Below are 16,170 nucleotides of genomic sequence, written 5' to 3' on the forward strand. Positions count from 1 at the left end.
TGAATTATGAAACGTATTTTCTCTTCTCTCCGACATATATCCCTTATTGCGGCATTTACCCTTGGCGTATCTGCCTGTACCGATAAATTTGACGAAATCAACACCAACCCCAACGCACCTTCTACCGCAACGGCAGATTTGTTTTTGCCGCATGGTATCCAAAGTGCCGTAGATGCTTACTGGGGTGGGTCGCTTGGGATGGACATTGGTAACTTGATTTCGCAATATTGGGCTCGTATCCAATACACTGATATTGACCAATATCTCGTCTCTAGCGATGTATACAGTGGGGCTTGGCAAACTTTCCACATCGAAGCATTAGCTGACTATCAGCGTATTTATAAATTGGGCGTCGAAACCAAAAACCCCAATTACCAGGCTGTAGCGCTGATTATGCGTTCGTGGGTATTTTCTCTTATCACCGATATTTACGGTGACATTCCTTATAGCCAATCTATTCAGGGGTTAGAAGGTATCCTTCAACCCAAATATGATACCCAAAAAGAAGTGTATGCAGGTATCGTCAAAGAATTGAAGACAGCCAACGACCTCATAGATGCTACCGACAAAACAAAGGCCATTGCGGGAGATATTCTTTTTGCGAATGATTTGACCAAATGGAAAAAATTCGCCAACTCACTTAGCTTGCGTCTCCTCAATCGGATGTTGGACAAATCGGATGCGGGTATTGATGTAAAAGCCGAAATCAATCGTATTTTGAGCGATCCTACCAAGTATCCAGTGATTAGTTCGGTTTCGGACAATATCCAATTGAATTACATTGATGCTACCAACAACAACAACCCTATTAATCAAAATCGTAAAACCCGTGATGACCACCGCGTAAGTGCGACTTTGGTAAACAAACTAGCGGAAATGAAAGATGCGCGTTTGGCGGTATATGCCGATAAGCCTGCCGATGGTGGAGATTATAAAGGCGTGCCCAATGGTCTTTCAAATGCCGATGCCAATGCGCTAGGTTTGTCCAAAACCTCAAAAGTGGGTGCTTATTTTGTAGCCGCCACTGCTCCCGGAGTCATTATGAGCTATGCCGAGTTACTATTTATCAAAGCCGAATTGGCCTACAAAGGAATCACCGCTGCCGGAACTGCTGCTACCAACTATACTGCTGCTATCACGGCCTCTCATAGCCAATACAAATTGACGGTAAGCCCTGATTACTTAGCGGCCAATGCCCTCAAAACTGGCAGCGATGGCTATACGCAAATCATGGAGCAAAAGTGGATTGCGCTTTTCGGACAAGGGGTGGAAGCTTGGACGGAGTTTCGTCGTACTGGCATTCCGGCTCTCAAACCTTCCGTGATTAATGTAAATGGGGGTGTGATTCCAACCCGCTTGCCTTATCCTGGCTCGGAAGAATCCCTCAATTATGAAAATTTCAGTGCGGCTCTCAAACAACAAGGTGGAACCAACGATATGAAGCTCAAACTTTGGTTTGCCAAATAACCTCAGACGGGTAAGGAGTTTTGTCTCTTTACCCGCTTTTTATTTTATCATTTTCAAACTAAATCATTTCATGAAAACCCTTATCCGTTCTACACTCATTTCGTGCTTTGCCTTGAGTACCTCTGTAGTAATGAGTCAGGAAGCAGACAAAGCTTTGCTCAAAAAAGCAAAAAAAATCCACGAAAAAGCTTTCACTGTCGATACTCACGCTGATACGCCTATGTTGCTTTCACGTGGAGGATTTGATATTACCAAAGACAACGACGCCCGCACGACCAATAGCAAAGTAGACTATCCACGTATGAAGCGCGGTGGACTAGATGCTATCTTTTTTGCGGTTTATTTGGGTCAAGGCCCGCGTACTACTGAAGCACATGAGGCCGCTAAAAAACGCGCGTTGGATATTTTTGAAGCCGTCAATACTACGCTGAAAAATACGAGTTCAGAAGCGGAGTTGGCCACTACACCCGAAGAAGCTTACCGCATTGGAAAAACGGGTAAAAGAGTTATTTTCATTGGTGTTGAAAATGGCTATGCAATGGGTCATGATTTGAAAATGCTCCAAAAATTTTATGATTTGGGCGCACGCTACATGACACTTTGCCACTCTAGCAACAACGACATTTGTGACTCTTCTACCGACCCTAAAGGAGCCGAATATCAAGGTCTTAGCCCATTGGGGGAGCAAGTAGTAAAAGAAATGAATCGTTTGGGGATGATTATCGACGTATCGCACGTGTCTGATTCTACCTTCTATGATGCTATTCGCCTTTCTAAAGTTCCTATCGTAGCCACTCACTCAGGTGCTCGGGCTATCTGCAACCACCCCCGTAACCTCACCGATGATATGCTCAAAGCTCTGGCTAAAAATGGGGGCGTAATTCAATTGAATTTGTTGAGCGATTATATCAAAACGATTCCTCCTAGCCCCGAAAGAGAGGCTGCTATGAAGGGCCTTTATGAAAAATACAACATCAAAGACCGCCGTGGCATGGCTACTTTGTCGGAAGAGCAGCAGAAACAAGCCCGTGCTGAGTTTATGGAATTAAACAAAAAATATCCCGTCCAACTCGCTACTGTCAAAGATGCAATCGACCATATTGACCACATTGTCAAGCTCATTGGTATCGACCACGTAGGTATGGGGGCTGATTTTGACGGTGGTGGTGCGTTGGCCGACTGCTTTGACGTGAGCCAATACGAAAACATGACTATTGAATTGGTACGTAGGGGTTATTCCAAGAAAGACATCGAAAAGATTTGGAGCGGCAATTTTTTCCGTGTCATGAAAGCGGTCGAAAAAGGTAAAACCCAAGAAGTAAGCCTCAAATAAGGTTTATTGCTAATATAGAAGCATGAGTCATTAAGATTTAGATGATTCCTAAAAAAACCTTCTGATTTTTGTTCGAGTAGGTAAACGCTCAAATGTAAACAGAAGGTTTTTTTATGCGTATTAGGACTTGTTAGCTACAAACTTTGAGCCTCTCCGAGGCGAATTTGAGAATGCTATTGTGAAAAAAGGCTTGGGAGAAACTCAATCTTTGTAGTATTCTGAGAAGTTAAACCTAAACTTAGAAAGTTAATTTCCCAAACGAACCAAGTTTTATAACGTCGCTTTTTTGACCTCAAACGTCGCGGTTTTACTGCCAGCTTGACCGTCGTTTGTGAGTCCTTGCACCACTATTTTGTAAGTTCCGAGCTGTTCGGAAGCATAAAAATTCACCGAAGCTTTTCCTTCGGCATTGGTCATCAATTGCGGCGACCAATGGAGCAAATTTCTAAAATCTGGCACACGTGTTTTTTGGGCGGTTTCGGTATCATAGCGAGGAGCATAAAATTCTTTTTTGCCTTGCACTCCTTCGTAAGATAGCACCAAAGCGCGTGGGTCAATGGGAAACCCTGCCATATCACCTTTGTAAGTAGTATAGCTCACAATTCCCGAAAAAGACATGGTTCCTAAATAATAAAGCCCGTCTATCACTTCCAATTTTTTAACTTTCAAGGGGTCAAAAGCGATGATTTTGTCGGTATCAAACACCGGCACTCCGTCCATCAAAACCAGCGGTTCTTCCTCAAAAAGTACGTTGGGTTGCAATAAATCAACGACGCGAAAACGAAATTTGCCTTGTCTTTTCCGAACTACCACCCCTGGCACATATTCTCTCATTACTTCCTCCATCGTCGGGAATCGGGTATAGGCATCAAGCAAATACCTCTCATCGGGTTTGCCAAAAAACGCCAGTGTGTCCGTCTCTCCAGTGGTCATTTGTTGGGCCCATTTGGGCAAAAAAGCATTATAAGTCTGCATATTGATGCTTCGGGCCTGAAGGTTGTTTTTCCAAGTAGCATTCCACGCAAAAGACGGCAAAGTACGTACGCCAAATTTGTCGGAAAAAGGGCTTAAAATTTCGATGCGAGAAGTAGTGTCTACTTGGGTATTGGTCTGCACGACCACTTCTTGCGAACCAAAAAAATGTTTCATTTCAAAAGCGATTCTTCCTTGCGCATCGCTGGTAGATACAAACAACTGAGGTCGTTTGGAAGGCGCTGCAAGATAGGTATTAACCCACGGCACGGGTGCGCCCGTTTGGGGATTTACCACTTTGCCTCGTATAAAATGTCCTCCATTTTCGGGTATATAATCAAATGAAAGCTTTTGTTTTTCAAGTACTTCATCCCAATTAAAACGCCGCCATCCGTGGGTAAGCATCAGATTGTCAAGGGCAGTGTTGGCGGTTTCGTCGGTATTGTTGAAATAATATTGGGGCGATTCAACATTGCCTTTTAAGTCAGACGAAAGCCCAAGGTAGCTTTCAATCATGGGATGATTTTCGACAGGCAGCGAATCTACCAGATAAACCGACACCGACAAATCCGCTAAAGTAGGGGTATTTCCCTTGCCTGTGGTTCCCAAATCAAGTTCAATTTTTTGGCGAGGGGCGTATTGACTTTTGTCAGTTTTGGCACTAATACTCAGGTTTTGAGCGGGGCGTTTGAAGTAAAGGCGTTCGCACAACGGTTTTTGGAGTTCGTCAAAAAGTGTAATAGAAGTGATGCCATCGGCCAAGTCGCTCTTGTTGATTAAAAACACCGACTGCCCCTCCTTCAATATCTTTTTTTCAGCGTATTTGGGGCTTCCTTTGGTATGAGCCAAGATATAAACGGAAGCATTGGAAGAAGCATTGGACACTACCTCCACCTTGAGCCACCGCGCCGTAGAGTCGGTGACTTTCAGTAAAAATCCTTTTTCTTGAACCGTAGGAAGATTATAAACTAGCCATTTTTTTTGCGCATCTTTCAGTAATACGCGGTACTTTTCACCCATCTGAGGTTTGAATTGAAAAGAGCCAATCCCAAACTTTAAAGGCTCAAATCGCACTACAGTATCGTTTTGCTGATTGACTATGGTGCCATCAAATTTGATTCCTTTTCCTGCTATATCTGTAGCTCTAAATCCTACCTTGCTTTCTAGACCTTGCACCAACTGCCCTCCTTCGGGAAATAACTGCAAATCATAGGTTAAAGTAGGCGCTGCTGAAGGGATAAAGGTAGGCTTACTGAAAGGATTGGCAATGGTAATGGTGGTTTCAAAATAAAAATCAGGGCTAAAGTTTTTCATCCAGTTGGTATAACACCTTACAGAGTAATGTCCACTCTGCAAAAAAGGCGGGATGAAAAGCGAACCATTTCCTTTACCTTTTTCAAGAGCTATTTTGGTTTGTAAAACTGGGTTATGCTCTTTGTCCAATACATCAAGGTAAGCTACTTTGCTCATGTCTAATGGATGATGTAGCAAGGCATCTACACAAATGGCCTTAAACCAAATACTTTCTCCTACCACATAAAGGGGCCTATCAAGATGGACAAACATCTTTTCTTGCACAGCCCGCTGACTATGTTGGGTAAGCTTTTGGGGAAGATTTTGTTCTTGGCTTTTAGAGAGTGTTGGCATTCCTAAAAGGCTTAAAACCAACGCTATTTTGGCTTTCCAAGAGATATTTTTAAACGAAAAAAAAGTTTTCATAAAGAGCATTTTTATTGCCAAAAACTAGGTCTAATGATGGTGCCACCTCGCGTGCGGCAATCCGTGCAAGCATGGTCGCCTGTGATATACTGCGGGACTCTTGCTCCCTCAGGCCAATACTCCGACAAAAGAAGGTCGGGACTTTTGATAGCCTCTGCTGCACTGAGGGTATCTGTCGGCACGCACCATTCGTATCGCCCCAATGAAGGAGTGATAAATATCCGTTGCTCTTGAGGTGCAACAGCACTAAAAAAACCAAATATCAATTCTTGCGAATCACTAGTAGATTTGATATTGCCTGTGACTTGCGAAGGCTGCGGGTCAAACAAGCTGCCCGTAGTCTCGGTGGTTTTGGCGAGATTGGTCCAGTATTCAAACCCTTCTTGCGTAAGTCCGTATTGTTTTACCAAAATGCTATACTTAACAAGCATTTTATTGCTCGAAGTCGGGACATTGGTGATAGGAATATCTCGAATCAAATCTTGCGTAAGCTTTACAGTAGAAGCCAATAGAATCGTAGAAGGTTTTTCTGTACTCCAGCAAGTATTGATATTGTCGACTCGGTCTATGATGGCATTGTTTTTAACTTCATACAAAGAATAGAGCGACATCCGGTATTCCCAAGTTTCTTCAAACTTCCACCGATAAAAACGGGTTTTGGCGCGCGGGTCGTGGGTATTGATGTTGATTTGGACGGCGCTTTTGTCGGCAGCTATTTTGTAAGTAATGCTATCAATAGGTGGGGTTTGTTTGACCTCTACATACGATGAGACATATTCTTTACGAGTGGAAGTGCGGATACGAAGTCTAAACTGCTCGGCTTCATTAAAAGTCCTAGGAGCCAATCGATAAAGCCCTTTTCCTATTTCGGTAAAGTTATACACGCTTCCTTTATTTCCTTCTACAATTACTTGCGCTCCTACGGCAGCCGTAAAAGCGTTTTTGTTGGTCACGAGCTGTGTATAACTAAGCTGAATACGGCTACTGTCTTTTGCTCCTGTATTCAGAAATCCATCTACTACCAAAAACTTGTCAGCGGCCGTAACTTCAGGAGGTGAGAAGGGCACAATACAACCTTCTAATCCTAGCATCCCTATCAATACTGCCACAATCCCAAAAAAGGTTTTCATAAGCTCTAAAACTAAAATCTAAAATTATAAGTAATGGTTGGGATGGGTTGCCCAAAAATTGAAAGCATATATCCGTTTACGACTCCATTTTGGGTACGGAAATAAACAGACGAAGGATTTTTACGTCCCAATAAGTTAAACACGGCAAAGGTCCAGGAGCTATGCGCTAGTTTTTTGATTTTGTGATTTCCTTCCACATTCATTGAAAAATCGACCCTGAAATAATCAGGAATCCTGAATTGGTTGCGGTCGGCATAATAAATCCGTGGCACACCTTCAAGTACATATTTGCCAATCGGTGGGGTATAAGGGCGGCCACTGCTATAGGTCATATTGAACGAAAGACTAAAGCGGTGCGAAAACTTATAATTGCTCACCAGCGTAAAATCGTGCGGTTTGTCATAATTGCTTGGATAATATTCACCTTTGTTAGGTACATCTGAGGCGGTGGGGTCATCTGCTTTGAGCAGAGAGCGAGCATAGGTATAGCTTACCCATCCGTTGAGCTTACCCGTAAGTTTTTTCAGCATCAATTCTACCCCGTATGCTTTTCCGGTGGTAGAAATGACTGCCGTCTCAATACGATGGTTGAGAATCAACGAATCGCCTCCTTTATAATCCAGAAAATGCTGAATGTTTTTATAATATGCCTCAATAGAAATCTCTAGTTTGTTGCCCCTCATGTTGCGATAAAGCCCCAAAGCCCACTGACTTCCTACTTGGGGTTTGATATAAGGGTCGCTCAGTTTCCAAATGTCTGTTGGCGACATTACCATTGTATTGGTCAACAAATGAATGTACTGACGGGTGGTATTATAACTTACCTTGAGAGAGGTAGAATTATTCAGAAAATACCGCCCCGATACTCTCACCTCTGGTCCTTGGTAGGTTTTGATATTTTGGCCTGCTTTGTAAGTCTCGCTACCTGAGGCATAAGCCTTTTCGATAGGTAATCCTTCGGTATAAGTAGTGATGGTTTTGGGGCCTAAATAATTGAACATCGAAAAACGAATTCCACCCGCTAACGAGAGTCGAGGGCTTACATCAAACCTATCTTCGATATAAATCGCACTTTCGACGGCTTGCTCCGCCTCCATAACGTCGGGTATCAACAACGACTCCCCACCCGTCGGCTTGAGCGTGCCAGGGTGTAGTTTATAATGCGTAGAGGTAATCCCAAAATCGAGGGTATGCTGCCGATGCAAAAAGTAAGTAAAGTCTGCTTTTCCTTGAGTTTGGCTAATATCAAATTTCAAATTGAAGGCATTGATAGGAACCCTCTCACTGCCCACCGAATACTGATAATGGCTATACGCTCCTACGAAAACCCCATAAAGTTTAGAATTGAAAGTGTGCTTCCATTTGATAGATGCCAGATGATTTTGGTAACTATAGGCCGTATCCCCAAAAAGCTTGAATTGGTCTTTGCTCAGATAGCCCGTCAGAGAGATACTATTTTTCTCATTGATTTCGTGATTGACCTGGAGATTTATATCATAAAAAGAAGCAGTACTCTTATTAAAAGAATTGTTGTCTAATCTCCTAAACAACCAGTTTGAGTACGTAGTACGTCCTCCCAAAATAAAAGATGATTTTTCTTTGATAATGGGTCCCTCTACCGCAAACCGTCCTGTAAGGAGGCCTATTCCGCCGGAGCCCACAAACTTTTTCTTATTACCGTCGCGACTATTAATTTCCAATACCGACGATAGACGCCCGCCGTACTTGGAAGGAATGGTGCTTTTGTAGAGTTCAACTTCTTTAATCACGTCAGGATTAAAAGCGGAGAAAAAACCAAAAAGGTGAGAAGGGTTGTAAACGACTGCGTCGTTAAACAAAATCAGATTTTGATCCGTAGAGCCACCTCTTACGTTGAGTCCTACGCTACTTTCACTCACGGCCTTTACTCCCGGAAGGGTAAGGACTGTACGCAATAAGTCTGTTTCGCCAAAAGCCGTAGGAACCTGCTTCATGGTCTTGATATTGAGCTTTACTTGGCCCATTTGGGTACCTGCTACGTTGGCATCTTTTCCCGCCGTAATCGATACCTCTTTCAAAGCCATTACACTTTCTTGCATTTCAATATCAAGCTTGCCATCGCCATATAGCACAATACGCCGATAGGTATCTCTCATGCCTATACTTTTTACTTTAAGGGTATGCTTGCCGCGCGGAATTGTCAACGAAAACAGCCCTAGCGCATCTGTCGAAGCTCCTATTGAGGGTGATTCGATATATACAGAAGCTCCTATGACAGGCTCACCCGTTTGAGAATTTCTCACATATCCTGTAAGCGTAGATTTTCCTTCAATGATTCGTTGACGTTGCACGCCGATATTATACGTTTTGCTTTCTGCCGTAGACAGTAGCCTATCTTGCTCTTCGGTAGTAGGAGCTACGTACAGGTTTTTATCGGTTTCTTTTTCGGAGGTATTATTTTCAAACAAATCGGCGGGGAGCTCTGTAATAATCGCTTGGTCGGCTGTTACAAAAACCCGGTCTTTGTCATCAATCGAAAATTTGAAGTCAGTACCGTTGAATACCTGCAACAAGACCCTGACTAAAGGCTCATTATTGGCCGTTAGGGTTATTTTTAGACTATCAAGTTGCGAAGGGTCGTAATAGAAATAACAACCTGTTTGGGTTTCGGCTTCTTTGACAAACTGCTCAAATCGCACGTCATTGAAGCGTCCTGTTATGTGCTTTTCGGATTTTGACTGAGCAAAAACTAAAGCATACCCAAACACAAAAAATAAAGTAAGAATCGTATAACGTTGTTTCATGGGTGAAGTTTGTCGTACTGAGTGGCTATTTCGATAAGCGCAAGTTCTTTGGCTTTACGGTATTTTATTTTTTTGTCTCTCAAATGCCGTTTTAAAGCCCTTTTTTCCTCTTTCAATAGTCCCAAAACCGCTTGTTTAGAGCGTACGATATGATATTTGTCGTCTTTTTTGAGATAATAAAATGTTTTTTCTGGGAAGCTTACGGTCACTTTATTATTCTCTATTTGCTCCTGCCTTTGCTTGGTTCGGCGTACGATAAGCGCTGTTTTGCCACCGTACAGCAAATCATAAAAACCAGTTACACTGATTCCACTTTCCGGGTTTGCTTCTAATCTTACAAACTGATGCTCCAATACCCTAAAGCTTTTGATACGCTCACTTTGAAGCTGCACCAGACCGATTCTTTCTTGGTGACGGACTACCACTTTGTCTTTCACAATGTCGTAGAGCATATTTACAGGTTCATACAGCTGCCCGTCGTAGACTACTGAACCTTGCTCCCATGATTCGGTTTCAAAAAATTGATGGTCTTTAGAGCGACTGTCATAAATATGGTAGCGATTGCCATTATACAAATGAGGTGACAGGCGAGTTTCGGCCTTGTAAAGCGCCAGAGGAGTATCGGCGATTGTGGCAGAGGGTACATTTTGCCCCTTTAAAGAAAGCACTGCGCAAACAGAGTACCCTAAAAACAGTAGAGTTTTGTGCATAGAGTGTGAATAAAGCCGTTTTTTATTAAAAGTAGTAAAACTTTTATTTTACTTAGCTATAAATATAGTTGATTTTCAAAAACTTGAATATTTATTAGTGCTTACGCTTTCCAAGGGGAGGATGTTGCGTTTTTGTGTTTGTAAATAAGATTAAAATTTTAATTGATAATATTTTTTTACGCGGAGTTACATCGCGTTTTTTTTAATATTTCCTGTGAAACTCCGTTTCCGCTGTGGTTATAAGTATTGTTAAATAATTGCTTTTTTAAAAATACATACAAGTGATTAGGGGCTTAAAACACAATAGCGGTGGCTCTAAATAAAAGCCACCGCTGACGGTATAAACATTCTAACCTAAAACGCTCTTTTAAAACTCCCACCTACCTTTTTGGTAGAAGTCGATGATTTGCCGCTGTAGGGCATATTCATAACGCGACCGAATTTCGTTGGCCTGAGCTCGCGCCAAATTTGCCTTGGCCAAAGTATATTCAAAAACATTGGCCGTACCAGCCGCCAAACGGCTTTCGGCAGCGGCAAAGTTGGCCGTTAGCGATTCTACTTGACTTTTAGCCGCCGCATAGCGGTCAGTGGTAGCGGCTAGTTGTTGGGCTCCTTGCTCAATAGATTGACGTAGCACCTGCTTTACTACATCTACCTGATTACGTGCCAATTGCTGCTGGGCTTTCACTACATCCACCCTTGGCCTAATCTGCCAACGCCCCATGATAGGTATATTCAGACCTAAGCTCAAGGAGCCGTTACGGGTTGCATCTAGTTGTTTGAAATAACTTCTTTCCGAATTAGAAGAGGCATAAAAAGCGCCAAAACTAGCCGACAAATCCACCGAAGGAAGCGCCGCTGCTTTGACAGCCTTAATCTGACTGGCAAAGCTACTAAGGCGTAGCTCGCCACTTTTTACCTCTGGAAAAGTCTTAATAGCATCTTCATAAATAGCCTCGGCCGATGGGGGAGCACTCAAAGCGGTAGCCGCATCTTCTACGGGTTGGAAAACGGTGCTTTTATCGGGGGGCAAATTCATCAATTGAAAAAGAGTAAGACGAGCTATTTCTTCGTTGTTTCGAGCCGTCACTTCGTCAAACTTATCATTGGCTAGTTGAGCTTTGATTTCATAGAGGGTATTGAGTGCCACAGTGCCCGCATTTACTTGTTTTTCGACCCGCTCTACTTGTTGCTGCGACGATGCCACCTGCTCTTGCGCTGCTTCATAAAGTGCTTTTGTGGCCAACACTTGCACATAAGCTTGTAACAAGCGAATAATTTGCTGATTGAGGATAGCCTCTTGGTTTTTCAGCGCGGCATCTCGCAGCGCAATACCTTGCTGAATTTGGTGCTGAATCTGAAATCCTTGAAAAATAGGCATTTGCATTCCTACTCCTATCCCGTTGGTATTGTACACTTGGTCGATGTACGAATTAGTAAAACGATCAATACTACGACCAAAATTTAGGTTTTGACCGGCATTGAAACCTAGCTGGGGAAGCTGAAGCGATTTGGTCTGCTGCAACTGCGCCCCGGCACTTTGCGCCTGTAGCTGACTTTCGCGGTAAGTGAGGTTGTTTTTGGTTAACAATTCAACACACTCTTTGAGCGTCAAAGTCTTTTGTGCATAGCCACTCAAGGCTTGTAATAATGCACAACATAAAAGAATTTTAATTTTAGATGCTTTCATCATCCTGACAAATATACAATTAGACTACTACGTCATTTTTTAGGCAATCCAGCCATCTTTTAATCTTATCACCCGATTACCGTATTCGGCATTTACTTCTGAGTGAGTGACTTGTACAATCGAAACGCCATCTTTTTGATTAAGTTCTTTAAACAACTCCATGATTTCTTTGGCTTGTTCGGAATGCAAGTTGCCGGTAGGTTCATCAGCAAAAATGATTTTAGGCTCATGTACAATCGCTCTGGCAATACCCACAAGCTGCTGCTGCCCACCCGACAGCTGACTAGGGAACAAATCTTTTTTGGCAACGATATTGAAACGGTCGAGCAATTCGGCCACCCGACTTTTGCGCTCTGAGGAGGAGGTTCCTTTATACAACAAGGGCGTCTCTATGTTTTCATATACCGTGAGTTCATCAATCAAGTGATAAGCCTGAAACACAAATCCGATACGATGCCTGTGAAGCTCGGTACGTTTTTTTTCGCTAAGCCTATCTACTTTTTCGTCCATAAATAAGTACTGACCTTCGGAAGGCTCCTCCAACAAGCCCAAAATATGTAACAAAGTGGACTTGCCCGAACCAGACGGACCCATGATTGATACAAATTCTCCTTCTTGAATGTCTAGGTTAATATTTCGCAGTACGTACGTTTTACCGAAACCTGCGGGATAATGCTTTGAAATACCGTTTAACTGAATCATGAACCTTGCTGCTGAGTGATTAAAAATAATAATTAATAGTTTGCATGAGTTGTGCCAATAACGCATCGTGCTGATAAACAAATAGTTAATTTGAAGTAGCTTAACAAAAACGTCCGAAAACGGACAATATTTGTACGCCTTCGGACGGCTTATTGAAATCCTATACCTTAAAATGAAGACACAAAAAAAGCCCAAAAAATGGGCTTTTTCAATCACTAACACTAAAGTTTCTAACTTCTTAGTGTTTTAATTTTTCTTTAAATACCTTCCGAAATTTATCCACTTTAGGAGCTACCACAAAAGCACAGTATCCTTGAGTGGGATTGTTGGCAAAAAAGTTTTGGTGGTAGTCTTCGGCGGCATAAAATTTCACGGCTTTGGATACTTCCGTCACGATAGGTTTACTAAATGCCCCTGATGCATTGAGCTCTTTGATGGCTTTTTCGGCAAGGGCTTTTTGCTCGGCATCATGATAAAAAATTACTGACCGATACTGTGGGCCTACATCGTTGCCTTGGCGGTCTTTGGTTGTAGGGTCATGTACCCGAAAAAATACCTCCAACAACTCCACGTACGATACTTTTTTGGGGTCATATTTAACTTCCACGCACTCGGCATGACCCGTAGCTTTGCCACATACTTGCTCATAGGTGGGATTTTCAACAAACCCTCCCGAATAGCCTGATACTACCGATTCTACTCCTTCCATTTCTTGATATACTGCTTCGGTACACCAAAAACAGCCCGTTCCAAAAGTGGCCGTTGCCAAGCCTGTCATGGTTTTTGCTTTGTCTTCCATCTGTTCGATTTTTTTTGCTGACTGCTGCCCACAAGAGGTAAGAGCAGAAAAAGTCAACACACTTAAAAGGATTTTTTTGATGATTGTCTTCATATTATTTTAACAAAAAAGAAGTGATTAAGTTCTCAATAAAACGCTCCTAACTTTGCATCGAATCTGAGCACGTTTTGGGAGTACATACGGGAAAAGACTTTGATTTAACGAACTTTGCGTCAAAAAGTTTTGTAATGCAAATATGTGATTTATTGTTAATTGATTGATTATGAATGATAAAGATATGTGAAACTTGAAATTTACTTAAAAAGTATAACTTTTTGTTGTTATGCCTTTTAGAAGAACATTAAAAAAGGGCTGATTGTTGCAGCCCTTTTTTAATGATGTATGTTTAACTTGTTTTGAGTCCTAGGTATTCGCAAAAGTATTTCTTGTCATACCTATAGGGAAACCGTGTTTTGTGAAGATTTTCGCGTATCACCCAAAGACTAGGAAAACATAGGGTTTCAACTCCGTCCCTGTCTTCGTAAGTTGGCATTTTTAAGAAGGCATCAATTCCTGCGCACTGTTCCAGTTTAAAACGCTTGCTGTTAGATTCGTATTCTAGCATTTCGTGTAGATTTACAACTCTGGCGGCAGTGGCCATTTCTTTCTCCATAAGGATATTACAAAGTACGCGTAAATTTATGGGCTCGTTATACTCCTTTACAAGGAGAGTGAAGTTACTTCTTATCTCCTCTTCTGTGTCCATATAATCGCACGAAACCGAAACTCTACATCGAATGTTATTAGATTCCATTTCGTCTATAATGGATAAGATTATAGCGTAGTGGTGCATTGTGTTTATTGTGTCAACAAAATTAGGATGCGCGTATCTTATTTCTATGTTCTGAAATCTTATCGACTCTTCTTTGTTGGCTTCGTAGTTCACCATGCACTCAGGTTCACCCATTACATATCTATCTATGTCTGGATAATCGCCATATACATCATATTGCATATCTACCTGCTTAGGGGCAACAAAGTCCAACCCAATGGATTTTCGATAATCTAAAAACTTGGTTTCGTTGTCGCTCTTATTGCTTAGGTAGCTCTTTTGTATTTCTCTTGTTTCGTTGGCGTAATAGGGGCTTGTGAGAATGCTTTTGTGAGTTTTTATTTTCTCTGCAACCTCAATAGCGTATTGAAAAAATTCATCGGGGGTGTTGAAATGTTGAATTTTAATAGTCTTCATTTTTTGCAATTGTTTGATGTTTGACTTATACAAAGATAGTTTCAGATACTATCATTATCAAGCATTTTGATAAATATTTTTTCAAAACCACGTGATATATTGAATAAAAAAACAGGAACTTTTATTGTTCCTGTTTAAACTCTTTGATGGTGCTAATAACCACTATTTTGGGTAGTGTTTTAAAAATATAGACTCTGCTCTCTGAGAGATATTTTGTGGCATCCCTTTGGATATGCGAGTTGTAAATACGTGAAGAGGTGCAAGTCCAGCGGCCAAAAGTTTTGCCCCCTGAATTGTGGCGCGCGGAGAGATAATGACCCTTTCATTGGCAAGCTCTTTACGTATTTCTTGTACACACTTTGCAAGTTTGGCATCGCCACTTATTGCTACCTCTAAAGCTTCATCGTAACCAAATTCTATCATTGAAAATCTGTCTAAGGTTGCGGCATCCAATTGGTTCCTCCCAACGTATTGGCGGTCTGCACCTTGTCCAAAGGTGTTTGCGCAAGCGATTAACACAAAGTCGGTATGTTTTTTCACCATTTTATCAGCAAAAGCACAAATATCATTTGCCAGTGCCGAATTTAAAACTGCCAATACATTGGGGTTTCCTAAATCTATTTCATCGATCACGAACACTCCCCCAAACTCAAAGGCTTGACGAAATTCGGTAGAAACATATCTACCATTCGCGTCCATGTACCCCAAAAGTTCTGCTTTGCTAGTTTGAGCGCAAACCGATTTGCAGTAAAAATCAAGCTCAAGGATTTCGGCTACTTTTTCGCATGTAGTAGTTTTACCACTACCCGCTGGCCCCACCAACATGATATTGTCACGCACAGAAACGTGGATAAGGATTTTTTCAAACTCTTTATGTACAAGACCTGATGGTTTAACTGGTTGATTGTTTATTGATATATTAAGGGTCTTTGGGGTGATATTACTTATAATGCCTGAAACTTTATCAAGGGTGTCTTTTAGCTCGCTAATAGGTAGTTCTACCTCTTCTTTAATAAGTTCTCTTACTTTGGCTTCGTCAATCTCTGTTTTTGGAGCCTGAAACATCAAGGCTTTTAGCGCCGCTGCCATATTTTCGGCCACTTCATCAACGTTTGAAGGGGTTGCTACGTTTTGTGTAGACGTTGAGGGTGTTATTTGTTTCTGAGGAGCAACTGGCACCGGTTTGGGTTCAACAGTAGTTTGCACTGGATTAACTACAGGGGTAGAAGTTTTTGGAATTACTGGCATAGGAACAGAGGTGCTAATAGGTTGAGCTTTGCGCTTTACGGTTGCACCTGCCAAAATCTCAGATTCTTTGTCTAGTGCACGTCTAGCGTGATTATACCATTTGGTAATATCTACCTCCAGTAGTTCACATAGATCAGACCATTTTTTTACGGTATCCCAGCTAAGTGATTCGTCTAGGTGGCGGTATTTAGCCACATACTCAGATACATTTTGAAATTCTTTGGTAGAGAATACGAGTGCAGTTTTCATTTTTTAAGAAGTTTTGATGTTTGACTTGTTTTTTCGTCTGATGACATTGCAAATATAGTGTCTGAAACTATCATAAGTCAAGTATTTTGAATAATATTTTTTTCAAAAAGTATAAAATCTTTTAAAATCTCTTAAATATC

Annotated in this window: 11 protein-coding genes; 2 read left to right on the top strand and 9 right to left on the bottom strand. The window is 41.8% G+C overall.

From position 1 onward, the window contains the following. Positions 1 to 6 precede the first annotated feature (6 nt). Both G563_RS0105305 and G563_RS0105310 read left to right on the top strand, forming a co-directional pair. Positions 7 to 1,467, top strand: a complete 1,461-nt coding sequence (locus G563_RS0105305; protein WP_028664395.1) for a SusD/RagB family nutrient-binding outer membrane lipoprotein — start codon at positions 7 to 9, stop codon at positions 1,465 to 1,467. 70 nt (positions 1,468 to 1,537) lie between these two features. After that, positions 1,538 to 2,800 carry a dipeptidase gene (locus tag G563_RS0105310; protein WP_028664396.1) on the top strand — a complete coding sequence of 421 codons (1,263 nt, stop codon included), beginning with the start codon at positions 1,538 to 1,540 and terminating at the stop codon, positions 2,798 to 2,800. A 270-nt stretch (positions 2,801 to 3,070) separates the two neighbouring features. On the opposite strand, the gene G563_RS0105320 is transcribed toward G563_RS0105310, so the two are convergent. The 9 genes from G563_RS0105320 to G563_RS36740 form a co-directional block, all read right to left on the bottom strand. Further along, a complete protein-coding gene (locus tag G563_RS0105320; protein WP_051210794.1) occupies positions 3,071 to 5,491 on the bottom strand; it encodes a hypothetical protein in 2,421 nt (806 codons plus the stop codon). Between the two features lie 11 nt (positions 5,492 to 5,502). Next, positions 5,503 to 6,621 (bottom strand): DUF4249 domain-containing protein, encoded by a 1,119-nt coding sequence (locus G563_RS0105325; RefSeq protein WP_028664398.1) that lies wholly within the window; start codon positions 6,619 to 6,621, stop codon positions 5,503 to 5,505. An 11-nt stretch (positions 6,622 to 6,632) separates the two neighbouring features. Further along, positions 6,633 to 9,404: a TonB-dependent receptor gene (locus G563_RS0105330; RefSeq protein ID WP_028664399.1), complete on the bottom strand. Its 2,772-nt coding sequence runs from the start codon at positions 9,402 to 9,404 to the stop codon at positions 6,633 to 6,635. Further along, positions 9,401 to 10,114, bottom strand: a complete 714-nt coding sequence (locus tag G563_RS0105335) for a hypothetical protein (RefSeq protein ID WP_028664400.1) — start codon at positions 10,112 to 10,114, stop codon at positions 9,401 to 9,403. Before G563_RS0105335 ends, G563_RS0105330 begins: the two co-directional genes overlap by 4 nt. Before the next feature lie 367 nt (positions 10,115 to 10,481). Further along, on the bottom strand, positions 10,482 to 11,807 hold the full coding sequence (locus G563_RS0105340) for a TolC family protein (RefSeq protein WP_028664401.1): 1,326 nt from the start codon (positions 11,805 to 11,807) through the stop codon (positions 10,482 to 10,484). A 36-nt stretch (positions 11,808 to 11,843) separates the two neighbouring features. Continuing rightward, positions 11,844 to 12,506: an ABC transporter ATP-binding protein gene (locus G563_RS0105345; RefSeq protein WP_028664402.1), complete on the bottom strand. Its 663-nt coding sequence runs from the start codon at positions 12,504 to 12,506 to the stop codon at positions 11,844 to 11,846. Between the two features lie 238 nt (positions 12,507 to 12,744). Further along, positions 12,745 to 13,398: a peptide-methionine (S)-S-oxide reductase MsrA gene (msrA, locus tag G563_RS0105350; protein ID WP_028664403.1), complete on the bottom strand. Its 654-nt coding sequence runs from the start codon at positions 13,396 to 13,398 to the stop codon at positions 12,745 to 12,747. Positions 13,399 to 13,690: 292 nt separating this feature from the next. Further along, a complete protein-coding gene (locus G563_RS0105355; RefSeq protein WP_028664404.1) occupies positions 13,691 to 14,533 on the bottom strand; it encodes a DUF7192 family protein in 843 nt (280 codons plus the stop codon). 162 nt (positions 14,534 to 14,695) lie between these two features. Beyond that, on the bottom strand, positions 14,696 to 16,030 hold the full coding sequence (locus tag G563_RS36740; protein WP_051210775.1) for an AAA family ATPase: 1,335 nt from the start codon (positions 16,028 to 16,030) through the stop codon (positions 14,696 to 14,698). Positions 16,031 to 16,170: the final 140 nt, after the last annotated feature.

Origin of the sequence: Runella zeae DSM 19591, assembly GCF_000423565.1 — a bacterium.
In the GTDB taxonomy this organism is placed as follows: domain Bacteria; phylum Bacteroidota; class Bacteroidia; order Cytophagales; family Spirosomataceae; genus Runella; species Runella zeae.